Annotated in this window: 13 protein-coding genes; 2 read left to right on the top strand and 11 right to left on the bottom strand. The window is 53.8% G+C overall.

Annotated features, from left to right (window positions below):
* Window positions 1–3 precede the first annotated feature (3 nt).
* The 10 genes from rffC to trxA all read right to left on the bottom strand — a co-directional run bounded on the left by rffC (window position 4) and on the right by trxA (window position 9,391).
* Window positions 4–681 (bottom strand): dTDP-4-amino-4,6-dideoxy-D-galactose acyltransferase, encoded by a 678-nt coding sequence (rffC, locus tag CKO_RS00605; RefSeq protein ID WP_012131140.1) that lies wholly within the window; start codon window positions 679–681, stop codon window positions 4–6.
* Entirely contained in the window at window positions 659–1,540 is an 882-nt protein-coding gene (gene rfbA / locus CKO_RS00600; protein WP_012131139.1) for a glucose-1-phosphate thymidylyltransferase RfbA, read from the bottom strand. The genes rffC and rfbA overlap by 23 nt, the downstream gene beginning before the upstream one ends.
* 17 nt (window positions 1,541–1,557) lie before the next feature.
* On the bottom strand, window positions 1,558–2,625 hold the full coding sequence (gene rffG, locus CKO_RS00595) for a dTDP-glucose 4,6-dehydratase (RefSeq protein ID WP_012131138.1): 1,068 nt from the start codon (window positions 2,623–2,625) through the stop codon (window positions 1,558–1,560).
* Window positions 2,625–3,887, bottom strand: coding sequence for a UDP-N-acetyl-D-mannosamine dehydrogenase (gene wecC, locus CKO_RS00590; RefSeq protein WP_012131137.1), 1,263 nt, complete (start codon window positions 3,885–3,887; stop codon window positions 2,625–2,627). The genes rffG and wecC overlap by 1 nt, the downstream gene beginning before the upstream one ends.
* The gene (wecB, locus tag CKO_RS00585; protein WP_012131136.1) at window positions 3,884–5,014 is read right to left on the bottom strand and encodes a non-hydrolyzing UDP-N-acetylglucosamine 2-epimerase; all 1,131 of its coding nucleotides are present in this window, start codon (window positions 5,012–5,014) and stop codon (window positions 3,884–3,886) included. Before wecB ends, wecC begins: the two co-directional genes overlap by 4 nt.
* Before the next feature lie 55 nt (window positions 5,015–5,069).
* Window positions 5,070–6,116 carry an ECA polysaccharide chain length modulation protein gene (gene wzzE / locus CKO_RS00580; RefSeq protein ID WP_012131135.1) on the bottom strand — a complete coding sequence of 349 codons (1,047 nt, stop codon included), beginning with the start codon at window positions 6,114–6,116 and terminating at the stop codon, window positions 5,070–5,072.
* 12 nt (window positions 6,117–6,128) lie between these two features.
* Window positions 6,129–7,259, bottom strand: coding sequence for a UDP-N-acetylglucosamine--undecaprenyl-phosphate N-acetylglucosaminephosphotransferase (gene wecA / locus CKO_RS00575; RefSeq protein WP_012131134.1), 1,131 nt, complete (start codon window positions 7,257–7,259; stop codon window positions 6,129–6,131).
* Between the two features lie 202 nt (window positions 7,260–7,461).
* A complete protein-coding gene (rho, locus tag CKO_RS00565; protein ID WP_002437993.1) occupies window positions 7,462–8,721 on the bottom strand; it encodes a transcription termination factor Rho in 1,260 nt (419 codons plus the stop codon).
* Between the two features lie 78 nt (window positions 8,722–8,799).
* Window positions 8,800–8,892 (bottom strand): rho operon leader peptide, encoded by a 93-nt coding sequence (locus CKO_RS23540; protein ID WP_223849128.1) that lies wholly within the window; start codon window positions 8,890–8,892, stop codon window positions 8,800–8,802.
* A 169-nt stretch (window positions 8,893–9,061) separates the two neighbouring features.
* Window positions 9,062–9,391 carry a thioredoxin TrxA gene (trxA, locus tag CKO_RS00560; protein ID WP_001280776.1) on the bottom strand — a complete coding sequence of 110 codons (330 nt, stop codon included), beginning with the start codon at window positions 9,389–9,391 and terminating at the stop codon, window positions 9,062–9,064.
* Window positions 9,392–9,534: 143 nt separating this feature from the next.
* Here trxA and rhlB point away from each other — a divergent pair, with 143 nt between their 5' ends.
* Entirely contained in the window at window positions 9,535–10,800 is a 1,266-nt protein-coding gene (rhlB, locus tag CKO_RS00555; RefSeq protein ID WP_012131132.1) for an ATP-dependent RNA helicase RhlB, read from the top strand.
* Between the two features lie 8 nt (window positions 10,801–10,808).
* The gene (gene gppA, locus CKO_RS00550; RefSeq protein ID WP_012131131.1) at window positions 10,809–12,293 is read left to right on the top strand and encodes a guanosine-5'-triphosphate,3'-diphosphate diphosphatase; all 1,485 of its coding nucleotides are present in this window, start codon (window positions 10,809–10,811) and stop codon (window positions 12,291–12,293) included.
* Between the two features lie 47 nt (window positions 12,294–12,340).
* On the opposite strand, the gene rep is transcribed toward gppA, so the two are convergent.
* The gene (rep, locus tag CKO_RS00545; protein WP_012131130.1) at window positions 12,341–14,362 is read right to left on the bottom strand and encodes a DNA helicase Rep; all 2,022 of its coding nucleotides are present in this window, start codon (window positions 14,360–14,362) and stop codon (window positions 12,341–12,343) included.
* Window positions 14,363–14,391 lie beyond the last annotated feature (29 nt).

Here is a 14,391-nt window from a genome sequence, read left to right as displayed (position 1 = left end):
TTGTCACCTGTATAACCAGTACGCGGTGCTTTCTACGTTGCCACCGCTCTGTATATAACGTTTAAGCGCGGCGGTGTTGCCCATCTGGGTCGCCACCCGCAATGTTGTCTTTCCGCGAGACTGCGCCCACGCGAGCGCTGCCTGCATTAATTCTGCTCCTGCGCCACGCCCGGCCAGCAGGCCGATGCGCGCATCGGTGTCGTTCAGTTCGCGCAGCGAGACAAACCCGCGAATATCGTTATTCGCCGCCCGGATAACCAGACACTGGTGATCGAAGGTGCCGCGCACGGCATTTTCAATCCACTGAGCATAAAAACGGGCGCTGGCGTCCGGCGCATACCACGGTGCGCGGAAACGGCTTTGCGCAAACGCGGCGGACGCCTGTTGACGTAACGCGGGAATATCGGCAATTTGTGCAATTTCCACGCCAGAAATACGTTCAACGCCAGCGACCGGCAGGCTGAAGTCGACTTCGCCTTCTACCAGCGAAAACCCCAACTGTTGCAGCGCATCTAATTCATCCGTGCGCGCAGCAGAAATTTTCGCCTGCACGCGCGACCAGGGTTGCAATGCCTCTGGCGTTAACACCGGCGCGGCAGGGTTCACGCGAACAATAGCGCTATTGACGCCAAAGAACGTATTTTCCCACGTTAATGGTTCAATACTGGCGCGGACGGGCACGGAGTAGCTCCAGTAAATATTGGCCGTAGCCGGTTTTCGCTAAAGAACTGGCGGCGCGTTTTACGCCCTCGTCATCCAGCCAGCCGTTGCGCCAGGCGATCTCTTCCAGACAGGCGATTTTGAAGCCCTGGCGTTTTTCAACCGTCTGCACAAACGTGCTCGCTTCAATCAGGCTGTCATGGGTGCCGGTATCCAGCCACGCAAAGCCGCGACCGAGCAACTCAACCGTCAGCTTGCCGTCATTAAGGTACATCTGATTAATGGACGTAATTTCCAGCTCACCGCGCTCGGAAGGCTTCACGCGCTTCGCGTACTCTACTACCTTGCTGTCGTAAAAATAGAGACCGGTCACCGCCCAGTTTGATTTCGGCTGTTTCGGCTTTTCTTCCAGCGAGACCGCGCGAAAATTGTCGTCGAACTCCACGACGCCAAAACGTTCCGGGTCCATAACCTGATAACCAAAAACGGTCGCCCCTTCGGTTCGCGCCGCCACATGACGCAATTTCGGGCTGAAACCCTGACCAAAGAAGATATTGTCGCCCAGTACAAGACAGGACGGCTCGCCGTTAAGGAATGTTTCACCAATGATAAAGGCCTGCGCCAGCCCATCCGGGCTGGGTTGTTCGGCATATTGCAACTCAATGCCAAACTCCGAACCATCGCCCAGCAGACGCTGAAAATAGTGCTTATCTTCCGGTGTGGTGATAATCAGGATTTCCCGGATACCCGCCAGCATCAGTACCGACAGCGGATAGTAGATCATCGGCTTGTCATAAATCGGCAGAAGCTGCTTTGACACGCCGCGCGTAATCGGATGCAGGCGGGTGCCAGAGCCGCCCGCCAGAATGATACCTTTCATGCGTTCCTCCTCCGGGTTTAGCCCTTCAGACCTAAACGTTCACCCTGATAGCTGCCATCCTGCACGGGCTTCCACCAGGCCTCATTCGCCAGATACCACTGCACGGTTTTCCGCATTCCGCTTTCAAAGGTTTCCTGCGGCGTCCAGCCAAGTTCACGCGCAATTTTCGCTGCGTCGATGGCATAGCGTAAATCATGGCCTGGACGGTCATCCACAAAAGCGATCAGGGAGCGATAATGCGCCACGCCCAGCGGTTTTTGTGGCGCAAGCTCTTCCAGCAGATCGCAAATCGTTTCCACAACCTCCAGATTCTTACGCTCATTATGGCCGCCAATGTTATATGTCTCCCCCACTTCGCCCGCCGTCAGCACGCGATACAGCGCCCTGGCGTGATCTTCAACGTACAGCCAGTCGCGGATCTGTTGTCCATTGCCATACACCGGCAGCGGTTTACCCGCCAGCGCGTTCAGGATCATCAATGGGATCAGCTTTTCCGGGAAGTGGTAAGGGCCGTAATTATTGGAACAGTTAGTGACCAGCGTCGGCAGACCATAGGTGCGCAACCACGCGCGCACCAGGTGATCGCTGCTGGCTTTCGAGGCGGAATAAGGACTGCTCGGCGCATACGGCGTGGTCTCAGTAAAGAAATCATCCGTGGAATGCAGATCGCCATACACCTCGTCAGTGGAGATATGGTGGAAACGAAACGCCGATTTTTTCTCATCATTGAGCGTCGCCCAGTAAGTCCGGGCCGCTTCCAGCAGCGTGTAGGTTCCCACGATATTGGTTTCAATAAACGCAGCCGGGCCGTCGATAGACCGATCAACGTGGCTTTCCGCCGCCAGATGCATCACGTAATCCGGCTGGTACTGCTGAAAAACGCGATCCAGCGATGCCCGATCGCAGATATCCACTCTCTCAAAGGCAAAGCGCTCATGCTGTGCAACTGGCGCCAGCGACATCAGGTTTCCGGCGTAGGTGAGCTTATCCACCACCACCACGGCGTCGGGGGTTTCATCAATGATGTGGCGTACAACGGCAGAGCCGATAAATCCCGCGCCGCCAGTGACCAGAATCCGTTTCATCAGCGCCAGACTCCTTTTGTATCCACAATGTAGCGTTGCCGCACGGCGTCGCCGTTAATCGCTTTAAACGGATGATGGTCAACCAGCATGACCAGCACATCCGCTTCCGCCAGCGCATTTTCCAGCGTGGCTAACGTGCAGCGACCTTCCAGTTTTTTCGGCAACTGATGAATATTAGGCTCTACCACCAGCGTTTCACCGGCATGCCATTGCGCAATCTCCTGCGCAATGCCCATCGCCGGGCTTTCACGCAGATCGTCAATATTCGGTTTAAACGCCAGACCAAAGCAGGCGATTTTGATGTCGCTGGCGCGCTTATTCGTTGCCGTCAGGCAATCCGCCACTGCGGCTTTCACCTGCGCCACCACCCAGTGTGGTTTACCGTCGTTCACTTCACGCGCGGTACGGATCAGCCGTGCCTGCTGCGGGTTTTGCGCCACAATAAACCACGGATCGACGGCGATGCAGTGGCCGCCCACGCCCGGCCCAGGCTGGAGAATATTCACGCGCGGATGACGATTCGCCAGACGAATCAGTTCCCAGACGTTAATCCCCTGATCGGCGCAAATCAGCGACAGCTCGTTCGCAAAGGCGATATTGACGTCACGGAAGCTGTTTTCCGTGAGCTTACACATTTCGGCGGTGCGGGAATTAGTCACCACACACTCGCCTTCAAGGAAAATCTTGTACAACTCGCTGGCACGCGCAGAACATACCGGCGTCATGCCGCCAATCACGCGGTCATTTTTGATAAGCTCCACCATGACCTGACCTGGCAATACGCGCTCCGGGCAGTAGGCAATGTTCACATCAGCCTGTTCCCCCGCCTGCTGCGGGAAAGTCAGATCCGGGCGCATTTCCGCCAGCCATGCGGCCATTTGTTCTGTCGCGCCCACCGGCGAGGTGGATTCGAGGATGACCAGCGCGCCTTTTTTCAGTACGGGAGCAATAGATTTCGCGGCCGCTTCGACATAAACCATATCGGGGTCGTGATCGCCCTTGAACGGCGTCGGCACGGCGATCAAGTACGCGTCGGCTGCTACCGGCGTTGTCGTTGCCCGGAGGAATCCGCCTTCAACCGCAGTTTTCACGACGCTATCCAGATCCGGCTCAACAATATGGATGGCTCCACGGTTGATGGTGTCCACCGCCTGCTGATTGATATCCACGCCAATAACGTGCTTTTGGCGAGAAGCAAAGGCCGCAGCCGTCGGCAACCCGATGTATCCCAGCCCAATAACAGAAATGGTCGTAAAACTCATAGCGATACCCGATTATTTTTTAACGCGTGTAAAATGCGGCCGCACGCCTGCCCGTCGCCATAAGGATTATGGGCGCGGCTCATGGTTTGATATTCATTTTCGTCGTGCAGCAAACGTGTAACTTCTTCCACAATACGGTGTGAATCGGTTCCCACCAGACGCACCGTGCCAGCGGTAACGGCTTCTGGCCGTTCCGTCATTTCGCGCATAACCAACACCGGTTTGCCTAATGACGGCGCCTCTTCCTGAATCCCGCCGGAATCGGTAAGGATCAGCCAGGCGTGGTTCATCAGCCAGACAAACGGCAGGTAATCCTGCGGCTCAATCAGTATCACATTTTCAACATGACCCAGGATGCGGTTAACCGGTTCGCTGACGTTGGGATTCAGGTGAACCGGATACACAATTTGTACATCCTGATTGGTAGCGGCTATCTCCGCCAGCGCATGACAGATTTGCTCAAACCCCCGGCCAAAGCTCTCACGGCGATGTCCGGTCACCAGGATCATTTTTTTATCGTCACACAGGAAAGGATACCGCTTTGCCAGTTCGGCGCGTAGCGTATCGCTGGCCAGTACACGATCGCGCACCCAGATCAGCGCATCAATCACGGTATTGCCGGTGACAAAGATGTGGTTATCAGGGATCTGTTCCCGCAGTAAATTCTGCCGTGAATTTTCCGTCGGCGCAAAATGGTACATCGCCAGGCGACCGGTCAAGGTGCGGTTCGCCTCTTCAGGCCAGGGGGAGTAGAGATCGCCGGTTCGCAGCCCGGCCTCTACATGACCGACAGGGATACGCTGGTAGAAAGCCGCCAGACTGGTGGCGAGAGTGGTTGTCGTATCGCCATGCACCAATACGACATCAGGTTTAAAATCGGCAAGAATCGGTTTTAATCCTTCCAGAATTCGACAGGTAATCTCTGTCAGCCCCTGACCCGGCTGCATAATATTGAGATCGTAGTCAGGCACAATAGAAAAGAGATTCAAAACCTGATCGAGCATCTCCCGATGCTGCGCAGTAACGCAGACTTTTGCCTCAAAATGAGGGTCCTTTGCCAGCGCATGAACCAGAGGCGCCATCTTGATGGCCTCCGGTCGCGTGCCAAATACAGTCAGTACTTTCACATCGATTCTCTTCGAATAGGCAGTGAGGGCCTAACCCCTCACTGCTGAGATGTTGCTAAATCGCGCGGCGGCGGGTTAATGCGACGCCAGCCCCGATCAGCGCCCCAACAATGCCCCACATAACCATCAGGAAAGCACGGCGCGGGCTATCGCGTTTTACCGGTTCTTCCGGCGTGCGCAAATAACGATAGGTCTGGAAACGCGGGTCCAACGTCGGCCCCACGTTCAGCGTGTTCAACATGGCCCGGTTTTGATCATAGTCCAGATCGAATGCCGGACCGACAGCCTGAAGGTTTTCAAGACGCGCTTGTAGCATAGGGCGGCCAAGCAAAAACAGCTCAGAGTCGGGTAATTCATCGGCAGGAACATCGGTAGCCGTACGAGAAATATTATGCTGTTCGGCAATTTTGAGCGCCTGTTCAATGCTATGAACACGACGAGAGAAAATGCTTTTCGCCACCTCTTCCTGGCGTTTAACCTGCGCTTTCATCTGGATAGTCCGCGCGGCCCATGCGCCTTTTAACTCATCATTCAGATGGCTCGCCGCACGCTGGCTGGCAAACGCCACATACTGGCGAAGCAGGTTGTTGGCATCGGGCGCCGTTTCCGCAATCAGCTTCACGCTATCATTGGTGTTGCGAGTGAAATCGCCTGGCGTGAACTGAATGTTATTGATCATTTCATCCAGCATCGCGGCATCGGCTTTGCTGTTGCCAACCATGCGCTGCTTGTAATAATCGGTCTGTAGCCAGAAATCGCGACGCGTATCCCAGGACGCCAGTTGCATGACGAACTCTTTATACGCTTCATCCATTACCGAAGGCTGATCGGCCGGCGCGAGGCTGGCTTTGATATCAAGGTTGCGCAAAAACTGCTGTTGGGAGTAATAGCCGCCCAGCATATTGACGGTGGGGCGGTCGGAAATCGCCGTTGCGCTCCACTCCTGACGGGCAAAAAACGTATACGCTAACGCAATAAGCGCAAAAGCCAGCCCTATTCCCACAATCCATAGCTTCCCAGCCCACAAGGTACGAAACAACCCACGAATATCCAGTTCATTTTCAGCGCTCACGGCGTGTGCCCCCGGTAATGGTTGTGTCATCGCATCCTCAATTTACTTGGTTATTGTTGGATTGTTATCACGGTTTCTGCGTAGTCTGCGCTTCACACGCTTAATAAATCTCGCCACCTTCCAGGCACGCTTAATGCAGTAACCGTAAAGGAAGAATGCTAGCAAAAAGAGCACCAACATGACCCATTCTGGAACAAAATGGGAATATTCTGCGGCAACGCCAATGGAAGCCAGAATCGCAGCGGCGAGCGTAATGAGAACAAATGCCTGTCGGGAAGTAAACCCTGCACGCATGATCAAATGATGAATATGCTGGCGATCGGGAGAAAAGGGGCTCATGCCCTTACGCAGGCGACGATACATAATCGCCACCATGTCCATCAATGGAATCGCAATAATCCACAGCGCAGTAACCGGGCTGATAGGATGCGTTTTACCCTGCGTGGTTTCCAGCAGGATCCAGATGACCGTGAAGCCAATCAGCGTACTGCCCGCATCGCCCATAAAGACTTTATAACGACGCCCCAGAACACCAAGGTTTAACATGATATAGGGCAGAATCGCGGCGATCATGGCGAAACACCATACCGCCAGACTCGTCTGCCCATCAAACCACAGAATCAGTCCCATTGCGGCAAATGAGACGCTGGACAGCCCGCCAAGTAAGCCATCAATACCATCAACCATATTGAAAGCATTGATCGCCGCCCAGACGGCAAAGAGCGTGAGGAAATAGCCAAAGGGGCCGAGCACCAATTCCCAGGGACCGAAAATATACCCCAGGCTACTGAGATGGAGTTTCCCTATCACCATCATGACAACAGCAATAGCGGCCTGTACCACAGCGCGAATTTTCACGCTAATGTCAAAACGATCATCCAATGCGCCGACCAAAACCAGCACACCAGCAGAAAAAAGGTATAACGATGCGTGCGGAATATAGTAATCCGAGAGAGCAAACATAAAGCTGATTCCTGCGAACACAGAAATCCCGCCAACCAAAGGAACCACCCCCTGGTGCCGTTTACGAAAATTGGGTTTATCCACTAAACCTATCTTGATGGCTACTTTTCGCGCAAGAAAAATAAAAATGGTTGTGAATAAAAAAATACTGATTAGCTCAGATAAAGCAGCGAGTAAATTCACAGTGTATGTGCTCTCAGCATATATCATTTCCTTAAAGTATAATGCGTTACGTCTGTCTCTAGAAGAGAGCATTCAGAACATTACACTTTCGACCACTCGTAGTTTATACAGCCCACAGCAATTCCACATAATGAATGTGATGATGACTTGTTTATTTGACTAACAGATCAGATAAATCGTAAAAGAAAAACGCCACGTAAAAACGTGGCGTTTTCGGTATCAGCCGGACTTACGAACGCTTCATCATGTCGAAGAAGTCGTCGTTGGTCTTGGTCATTGCCAGCTTGTTAATGAGGAATTCCATCGCGTCGATTTCACCCATCGGATGGATGATTTTGCGCAGGATCCACATTTTCTGTAGCTCTTCCTGAGTGGTGAGCAGCTCTTCTTTACGCGTACCGGAACGGTTGTAGTCGATAGCCGGGAAGACGCGTTTTTCAGCGATCTTACGGGAGAGGTGCAGCTCCATGTTACCGGTGCCTTTAAACTCTTCGTAGATCACTTCATCCATCTTAGAACCGGTGTCGATCAGCGCCGTTGCGATAATGGTCAGGCTGCCGCCCTCTTCCACGTTACGCGCCGCGCCGAAGAAACGCTTCGGACGGTGCAGGGCGTTGGCGTCCACACCACCGGTCAGGACTTTACCAGAAGCCGGCACCACGGTGTTGTAGGCGCGAGCCAGACGAGTGATGGAGTCGAGCAGAATGATGACGTCTTTTTTGTGTTCAACCAGACGCTTCGCCTTCTCGATTACCATTTCAGCAACCTGAACGTGACGGGATGCCGGTTCGTCGAAGGTGGAAGCAACCACTTCACCTTTTACCAGACGCTGCATTTCGGTTACTTCTTCTGGACGTTCGTCGATCAGCAGCACCATCAGTACGCAGTCAGGGTGGTTGTAAGCAATGCTCTGCGCGATGTTCTGCAACAGCATAGTTTTACCCGCTTTCGGCGGTGCGACGATCAGACCACGCTGACCACGGCCAATCGGGGAAGCCAAATCCAGTACGCGAGCCGTTAAATCTTCAGTAGAACCGTTACCACGTTCCATACGCAGACGTGAGTTCGCGTGCAGCGGCGTTAAGTTCTCAAAGAGGATTTTATTACGGGCGTTTTCAGGTTTGTCGTAGTTAACTTCGTTAACTTTCAACAGCGCAAAGTAACGTTCGCCTTCTTTTGGCGGGCGAATCTTACCAGAAATGGTGTCACCAGTGCGGAGGTTGAAACGGCGGATTTGGCTGGGAGAAACGTAGATGTCATCAGGACCGGCGAGGTAGGAGCTGTCTGCAGAGCGGAGGAAACCAAATCCATCCTGCAATATCTCCAGCACACCGTCACCAAAGATATCTTCGCCACTCTTTGCGTGCTGCTTCAGGATGGCAAAAATAATGTCCTGCTTGCGCATACGAGCCAGGTTTTCCAGCCCCATATTTTCGCCGAGAGTGATCAGCTCAGAAACCGGCGTATTCTTTAATTCGGTAAGATTCATAATGGTGTGAGTTCTTAAACTTGGGGTAAATCTCGAACTTAATGTTGTGAATGGTATGGCAGGATCATCCATGCCTGTTTACGGCCACCAACTCATGTCTGTTCGCTGTCTGGTCACAGGAAAGTACACAGAACTGAAACGACAAGACGGATTGAGTGACAAGCCAGGAATCTGTTCACTTCTCGCGCGAGAAAAAACGGGAAGCGTTGGAAAAAACAAGACTCAAACTTAATAAGGTATGTTTAATACGAAGTCAACACTAAGTTAGCACGACTCAAGCCGGGCGTCCAGTCATCCGAATAATTTAGAATGCTGGCCACCCGAACATGAAACTTCCGTCTTACGCCAGGTTGGCGTCGAGGAACTCTTTCAGCTGACCTTTGGACAGTGCGCCCACTTTGGTTGCTGCGACTTCACCGTTTTTGAACAACAGCAGGGTCGGGATGCCACGGATACCATACTTCGGCGCGGTGCCTGGGTTTTGGTCGATGTTCAGTTTAGCAACCGTCAATTTGCCCTGATATTCGTCAGCGATTTCATCCAGAATCGGGGCGATCATTTTGCACGGTCCGCACCACTCTGCCCAGAAATCAACGAGGATAGCCCCGTCCGCTTTGAGTACATCCGTGTCAAAACTGTCGTCAGTCAGGTGAATAATTTTATCGCTCATAATAACTCCACAGGAATAAGCCTGGTGTGTTGGTTTCGCCTTCATCAACGACGTGTTGATGTCGCATTAACCAACTAAAGGTTGACTTTATTTCACCGGATACGCTTTCGTAAAGCAATAGTAAGCTGATATTCTACCACACTATGAGCAAAACACATTTAACAGAACAGAAGTTTTCCGACTTCGCCCTGCACCCAAAGGTGATAGAAGCCCTTGAAAATAAAGGGTTTCATAATTGTACGCCCATTCAGGCATTGGCCCTCCCGCTAACACTGGCGGGTCGTGATGTCGCAGGGCAGGCGCAAACCGGAACCGGAAAAACGATGGCGTTCCTGACGTCTTCGTTTCATTATCTTCTCTCTCATCCCGCGATTGACGATCGCAAGGTGAACCAGCCGCGCGCCTTAATTATGGCGCCGACGCGTGAGTTGGCCGTGCAGATCCACGCCGATGCGGAACCGCTGGCGCAGACCACCGGCCTGAAATTAGGCCTGGCCTACGGCGGTGACGGCTACGACAAACAGCTGAAAGTGCTGGAAAGCGGCGTCGATATTCTGATCGGCACCACGGGTCGTCTGATCGACTACGCGAAACAAAACCACATTAACCTCGGCGCCATTCAGGTCGTCGTATTGGATGAAGCCGATCGCATGTACGATCTGGGCTTTATTAAAGACATCCGCTGGCTGTTCCGCCGCATGCCGCCGGCCAATCAGCGTCTGAACATGCTGTTCTCCGCAACCCTCTCTTACCGTGTTCGCGAACTGGCGTTCGAGCAGATGAACAACGCCGAATATGTTGAAGTGGAACCGGAACAAAAGACAGGCCACCGTATTAAAGAAGAGCTCTTCTACCCTTCTAACGAAGAGAAGATGCGTTTGCTGCAAACGCTGATCGAAGAAGAGTGGCCGGATCGCGCCATTGTTTTCGCCAATACCAAGCACCGCTGCGAAGACATCTGGGGGCATCTGGCAGCTGACGGTCATCGTGTCGGCCTGTTGACCGGCGACGTTGCGCAGAAAAAACGTCTGCGTATTCTCGACGAGTTTACCCGTGGCGATCTCGATATCCTCGTCGCAACCGACGTTGCCGCGCGCGGTCTGCACATTCCGGCCGTAACGCACGTCTTTAACTATGACCTGCCGGATGACTGCGAAGACTACGTTCACCGTATCGGACGTACGGGTCGCGCAGGAGCGAGCGGTCACTCTATCAGCCTGGCCTGTGAAGAGTACGCGCTGAACCTGCCTGCCATTGAGGCTTATATTGGTCACTCTATCCCGGTCAGCAAATATAACCCGGAAGCGCTGATGACCAATTTGCCGAAGCCGTTGCGCCTGACGCGCTCGCGCCCAGGCAATGGACCGCGTCGCACCGGCGCGCCGCGTAATCGTCGTCGTTCAGGTTAACGTAATATATGCTCACTTCCACTTCGCTGTATGCCGCAATTGATCTCGGTTCCAATAGTTTTCATATGCTGGTTGTACGCGAGGTGGCTGGAAGCATCCAGACGCTCACGCGAATTAAGCGCAAGGTGCGTCTGGCTGCGGGCCTGAACAGTGATAATTCGCTTTCCGCTGAAGCGATGGAGCGCGGCTGGCAATGTCTGCGCCTTTTCGCTGAACGCCTACAGGATATTCCTCAACCGCAAATCTGCGTCGTCGCCACGGCAACGCTGCGTCTCGCCGTCAATGCGGGCGAGTTTATCGCCAAAGCGCAGGAGATCCTCGGTTGTCCTGTCCAGGTCATTAGCGGCGAAGAAGAAGCGCGGCTGATTTATCAGGGTGTTGCCCATACCACCGGCGGCGCCGATCAGCGTCTGGTGGTCGATATTGGCGGCGCCAGCACCGAACTGGTCACCGGAACCGGCGCACAAACCACCTCTCTGTTTAGCCTGTCAATGGGCTGCGTCACCTGGCTTGAACGCTACTTTACCGATCGTAATCTGGCGCAAGAAAACTTCGATGAAGCGGAAAAAGCCGCGCGTGAAGTGCTACGTCCGGTCGCCGATGAGCTACGCAAGCATGGCTGGAAAGTCTGCGTAGGCGCGTCTGGCACCGTCCAGGCGTTGCAGGAAATCATGATGGCGCAGGGCATGGATGAGCGCATCACATTGGCGAAACTTCAACAGCTGAAGCAACGCGCAATTCATTGCGGCCGTCTGGAAGAGTTGGAAATTGAAGGGTTAACGCTGGAACGCGCGCTGGTATTCCCCAGCGGTCTGGCCATTCTGATCGCGATTTTCACCGAACTGGACATCCAGTGTATGACGCTTGCGGGCGGAGCGCTGCGCGAAGGGTTGGTGTATGGCATGCTGCATCTGGCGGTGGATCAGGATATTCGCAGCCGCACGCTGCGTAACATTCAGCGTCGGTTTATGGTCGATACCGAACAGGCGCATCGCGTAGCGGATCTGGCGGTAAACTTTCTCGATCAGGTGGAAGATAAGTGGCATCTTGAGCCGATCAGTCGCGAACTCCTGACCAGTGCCTGTCAGCTGCATGAAATCGGCCTGAGCGTTGATTTTAAACAGGCGCCGCAGCACGCGGCTTATCTGGTGCGTAATCTGGATTTACCGGGATTCACCCCCGCGCAAAAGAAGCTGTTAGCCACCCTGTTGTTAAATCAGACCAACCCGATCGACCTCTCTTCCCTCCACCAGCAGAATGCGGTGCCGCCGCGCGTCGCTGAACATCTTTGTCGCCTGTTGCGTCTGGCGATCATTTTTGCCAGCCGTCGCCGTGACGATCTGGTGCCACAGATTACGTTGCAGGCGCAGGATGAGAATCTGACGTTAACCTTGCCGCAAGGGTGGCTGGAGCATCACCCGCTGGGTAAAGAGTTGATCGATCAGGAAAGCCAGTGGCAAAGCTATGTCCACTGGCCTTTGGACGTTCATTAGATGCTGGCTGCCGGATGGCGCTTACGCTTATCCGGTCTGGAAAATACTTACTTTGCTTTTGCTTTCGCCATCATGGCGCGGATATTGGCTATGCTGGCCTGCCCTTTCTGCATCCGCTCCTCGGCCGTTACCACTTTACGCTCCTGCTCCCAGATAAGATCGTCCTGCGGCAGTTCCAGCAAAAAGCGGCTTGGTTCCGGGCGCACCAGTTCGCCGTACTGACGACGCTCTTTGCACAGCGTGAAGATCAGCTCTTTCTGCGCGCGGGTGATCCCCACATAGGCCAGACGGCGCTCCTCATCGATATTGTCTTCGTCAATGCTGCTCTGGTGCGGCAGGAATCCTTCTTCCATCCCCACCATAAACACGTACGGGAACTCCAGCCCTTTCGAGGCATGCAGCGTCATGAGCTGTACCTGATCCAACTCTTCTTCACTTTCACCACGCTCCATCATGTCGCGCAGCGTAAAGCGCGTCACCACCTGGGTGAGCGTCATGGGTTCGTCAAGTTCGTTACCTTCAAGCATTTCGGTCATCCAGCTAAACAGCTGGTTGACGTTCTTCATGCGCATTTCCGCCGCTTTTGGGCTCGGCGAGGTCTCATACAACCAGGATTCGTAATCAATACCGTGGATGAGATCGCGCACGGCGGCAATCGGTTCACGCTCCGACAGACGCTGAATTTCCCCCAGCCAATGGGTGAAGCGGGTCAGTGAATCATAGCCGCGCCCGGTCAGCGTCTGGTTCAGCCCCACATCAAAACTGGCGGTAAACAGACTCTTGTTGCGCGTCATCGCCCATTCGCCCAGCTTTTGCAGCGTGGCCGGGCCGATTTCTCGTTTTGGCGTATTCACAATCCGCAGGAAAGCGCTGTCATCATCCGGGTTGGTCAGTACGCGCAGATAGGCCAGCAGGTCTTTAATCTCCGGGCGGGAGAAGAACGACGTGCCGCCAGAAATTTTGTAGGGAATACGGTTCTGCATAAGGAATTTTTCAAACACCCGCGACTGGTGGTTCCCGCGATACAGAATGGCGTAATCTTTGTATTCAGTCTTATTCACAAAGTGATGGGCAATCAGCTCGCCGGTAACGCGTTCGGCCTCGTGCTCTTCATTGTTCGCGCTCAGCACCTTGAGTTCCGCGCCATAGCCCAGTTCAGAAAAGAGGCGCTTTTCAAAGACGTGAGGGTTATTGGCAATCAGGATATTCGCCGCTTTCAGAATGCGCCCGGAGGAACGATAGTTCTGCTCCAGCTTGATCACCTGTAGCGCCGGGAAATCCTTACTCAACAACACCAGGTTTTGCGGACGCGCGCCGCGCCAGGAGTAGATCGACTGGTCGTCATCACCCACCACCGTAAAGCGCGCGCGGCTTCCCACCAGCAGCTTCACCAGTTCATACTGACTGGTGTTGGTATCCTGGTATTCATCCACCAGCAGATAGCGAATCCTGTTCTGCCAGCGCTCGCGCACCTCTTCATTACGCTGTAGCAGCAGCGTCGGCAATAGAATCAGGTCGTCAAAATCGAGCACATTGCAGGCCTTCAGATGCGCATCGTACAGACCATAACAGTGAGCGAAGATGCGGTCGCGCTCCCCTTTTGCGCTTGCCGCCGCCTGAGCGGGCGTCATCAGATCGTTTTTCCAGTTAGAGATCGTCGAGATCAGCTGTTGCAAGATAACTTTGTCATCTTCAATCAGACCGTCAGTCAGCTCTTTCAGCAATGCGACCTGATCGGTATCGTCAAACAGCGAAAAGTTCGATTTCATCCCCAACGCCGCATATTCACGTTTGATGATATCCAGCCCCAGCGTATGGAAAGTGGAGATCATCAGCCCGCGCGCCTCTTTACGCCCCAGCGTTTGCCCGACACGCTCTTTCATTTCACGTGCCGCTTTATTGGTAAAGGTCACTGCCGCAATATGGCGCGCCTGATAGCCGCAACCACGAATCAGATGGGCGATTTTATTGGTAATAACGCGAGTCTTACCAGAACCCGCGCCCGCCAGCACCAGGCAGGGGCCGGTGACGAATTCGACAGCGTGTTGTTGGCCGGGGTTTAAACGCATGGGAATATTGCTCAATCTTCGAACGGGGG

Origin of the sequence: Citrobacter koseri ATCC BAA-895, from assembly GCF_000018045.1 — a bacterium.
Taxonomy (GTDB): Bacteria; Pseudomonadota; Gammaproteobacteria; order Enterobacterales; family Enterobacteriaceae; genus Citrobacter_B; species Citrobacter_B koseri.
Note: the sequence above shows the minus strand (reverse complement) of the source record. Positions and strands in the feature narration are given on the sequence as shown.